Below are 3,294 nucleotides of genomic sequence, written 5' to 3'. Positions count from 1 at the left end.
TAGTCCCGTAGCTCAGTTGGTTAGAGCACTACACTGATAATGTAGGGGTCAGCAGTTCAAATCTGCTCGGGACTACAAATATATTCTAAGGGGGATTAGCTCAGCTGGCTAGAGCGCCTGCCTTGCACGCAGGAGGTCAACGGTTCGACTCCGTTATTCTCCACATTACCCGGTCTAAATACGAGAGGCCATAAATATAATTGCCAGTAGGCAATTAGGGGAACTAAAGTTCTTTGACATATTGGAAGAAGTTAATAAAGAAGAGCAAACAACAATAGAGACGTTGTTAGCTTGAAGGAAGGTAAAGTAAGCAATTACTGTACTGACTGTAAAGATAACGACATATCAAAAAAAGCATTTCCATAGGCGCAAAAGGCTATGGAGAGAAGAAAGTAAATAAGAGCACACAGGGGATGCCTTGGCTCTCAGAGGCGATGAAGGACGTGATAAGCTGCGATAAGCTTCGGGTATTAGCAAATATGAATTAATCCGGAGATTTCCGAATGGGGAAACCTAGCTAGTTGAAGACTAGTTGTACAATGTACGCAAACCTGCCGAACTGAAACATCTAAGTAAGCAGAGGAAGAGAAAATAATAATGATTTCCTAAGTAGTGGCGAGCGAAAGGGAAAGAGCCCAAACCAGTTATGTTACGGCATATCTGGGGTTGTAGGACTACGATATGGCATTAGTTAAATGAAGTGGAACAGGATGGGAAGCCTGGCAATATAGAGTGAGAGCCTCGTACACGTAAGTAAGACTAGTCTAGTAGTATCCTGAGTACCGCGAGGTCGGAGACGCCTTGTGGGAATCTGCCGGCACCATCCGGTAAGGCTAAATACTCCTGAGAGACCGATAGTGAACCAGTACCGTGAGGGAAAGGTGAAAAGAACCCCGAACAGGGGAGTGAAATAGAACCTGAAACTGTGTGCTTACAAGCGGTCGGAGCGTCCAGGTGGCGTGACGGCGTGCCTTTTGCATAATGAGCCTACGAGTTACTCTTCTCTGGCAAGGTTAAGTGTTTAAGACACGCAGCCGCAGCGAAAGCGAGTCTGAATAGGGCGTATAGTCAGGGGAGGTAGACGCGAAACCTTGTGATCTACCCATGGACAGGTTGAAGGTGCGGTAACACGTACTGGAGGACCGAACCGATAAACGTTGAAAAGTTTCCGGATGATCTGTGGGTAGGGGTGAAAGGCTAATCAAACTGGGAAATAGCTCGTACTCCCCGAAATGTTTTTAGGAACAGCGTGGTGGTAAAGTTATATAGAGGTAGAGCTACTGATTGGGTGCGGGGGAGTCAAATCCTACCAAATCCAGACAAACTCCGAATGCTATATAATATACACTGCAGTGAGGCCCGGGGTGCTAAGGTCACGGGCCGAGAGGGAAAGAACCCAGACCATCAGCTAAGGTCCCCAAGTTATAGTTAAGTTGAACTAACGAGGTCCGATTGCATAGACAGCTAGGATGTTGGCTTGGAAGCAGCCATTCATTTAAAGAGTGCGTAACAGCTCACTAGTCGAGCGATCGGGCATGGATAATAAACGGGCATTAAACTATACACCGAAGCTATGGGTAATATTAATATTACGGTAGGGGAGCATTCCAGCGGCAGCGAAGTTATGACGTAAGTTGTGGTGGAGCTTCTGGAAAAGCAAATGTAGGCATAAGTAACGATAAGGCGGGAGAGAAACCCGCCCACCGAAAGGATAAGGTTTCCTGATCAACGCTAATCGGATCAGGGTTAGTCGGGGCCTAAGGAGAACCCGAAGGGGAAATTCGATGGACAACTGGTTAATATTCCAGTACTTTTTATAACTGCGATGTGGGGACGGAGTAGTGACACTGCCGCGATCTGACGGAATAGATCGTTAAAGGGCGTAGGTATTAGGACTGTAGGCAAATCCGCAGACCTAGCTGAAACCCGATAGTACTGCAAACCTTCGGGGGCGTAGATAGCGCAGGTAATCAGACTTCCAAGAAAAACCGCTAAGCTTCAGGTTATAAAAACCCGTACCGCAAACCGACACAGGTATCCGGGAAGAGAATTCTAAGGTGCTCGAGTGAATCATGGCTAAGGAACTCGGCAAAATGGCCCTGTAACTTCGGGAGAAGGGGCGCTGGTAGCAATATCAGCCGCAGTGAAAAGGCCCAGGCGACTGTTTAACAAAAACACATGGCTTTGCAAAATCGAAAGATGAAGTATAAGGCCTGACACCTGCCCGGTGCTGGAAGGTTAAGAGGGGATGTCATCTGTTAAAGGAGAAGCATTGAATCGAAGCCCCAGTAAACGGCGGCCGTAACTATAACGGTCCTAAGGTAGCGAAATTCCTTGTCGGGTAAGTTCCGACCTGCACGAATGGTGTAACGATCTGGGCGCTGTCTCAGCCATGAGCTCGGTGAAATTGTGGTCCCGGTGAAGACGCCGGGTACCCGCAACGGGACGGAAAGACCCCATGCACCTTCACTACAATTTAACATTGACATTGGATACAAGATGTGTAGGATAGGTGGGAGACTGTGAAGCGGCATCGCTAGGTGTTGTGGAGTCAACGTTGAAATACCACCCTTTTTGTATTCGGTGTCTAACCCCTTTCGGGGGGGACATTGTTTGATGGGTAGTTTGACTGGGGTGGTCGCCTCCAAAAAGGTAACGGAGGCTTTCAAAGGTAAGCTCAATACGCTTGGTAACCGTATGAGGAGTGCAATAGCATAAGCTTGCTTGACTGTGAGGCAGACAAGCCGAGCAGGGTCGAAAGACGGATATAGTGATCCGGTGGTTCTGCATGGAAGGGCCATCGCTCAAAGGATAAAAGGTACGCTGGGGATAACAGGCTGATCTCCCCCAAGAGCTCATATCGACGGGGAGGTTTGGCACCTCGATGTCGGCTCGTCACATCCTGGGGCTGGAGAAGGTCCCAAGGGTTCGGCTGTTCGCCGATTAAAGTGGCACGCGAGCTGGGTTCAGAACGTCGCGAGACAGTTCGGTCCCTATCTGTTGTGGGCGTAGGAATTTTGAGTGGGGCTGACCTTAGTACGAGAGGACCGGGTTGGACTAACCTCTAGTGAATCTGTTGTTCCGCCAGGGGCATTGCAGAGTAGCTACGTTGGGAATAGATAAGCGCTGAAAGCATCTAAGTGCGAAACTAGCCACGAGATGAGAATTCCATATAGGACCGTAGCAGACTACTACGTTGATAGGTTACAGATGTAAAGGTGGTGACATCAAAGTCGAGTAATACTAATCATCCGAAGCTTTCAAGAGCAATAAACTGTTGTTTGTTCTTCATAA

General features: G+C 48.2%; 2 tRNA genes and 1 rRNA gene. All 3 read left to right on the top strand.

The window, feature by feature from the left end:
- The first annotated feature begins 1 nt into the window (after nucleotide 1).
- The 3 genes from K7X70_RS24325 (at nucleotide 2) to K7X70_RS24315 (ending at nucleotide 3,266) form a co-directional block, all read left to right on the top strand.
- A tRNA-Ile gene (locus K7X70_RS24325) sits at nucleotides 2–75 on the top strand.
- Nucleotides 76–89: 14 nt separating this feature from the next.
- Nucleotides 90–163, top strand: a tRNA-Ala gene (locus K7X70_RS24320).
- A 223-nt stretch (nucleotides 164–386) separates the two neighbouring features.
- Nucleotides 387–3,266, top strand: a 23S ribosomal RNA gene (locus K7X70_RS24315).
- The last annotated feature ends 28 nt before the right edge of the window (nucleotides 3,267–3,294 follow it).

The sequence above is a fragment of the Pedobacter polysacchareus genome (genome assembly GCF_019802255.1).
GTDB lineage: Bacteria > Bacteroidota > Bacteroidia > Sphingobacteriales > Sphingobacteriaceae > Pedobacter > Pedobacter polysacchareus.
Note: the sequence above shows the minus strand (reverse complement) of the source record. Positions and strands in the feature narration are given on the sequence as shown.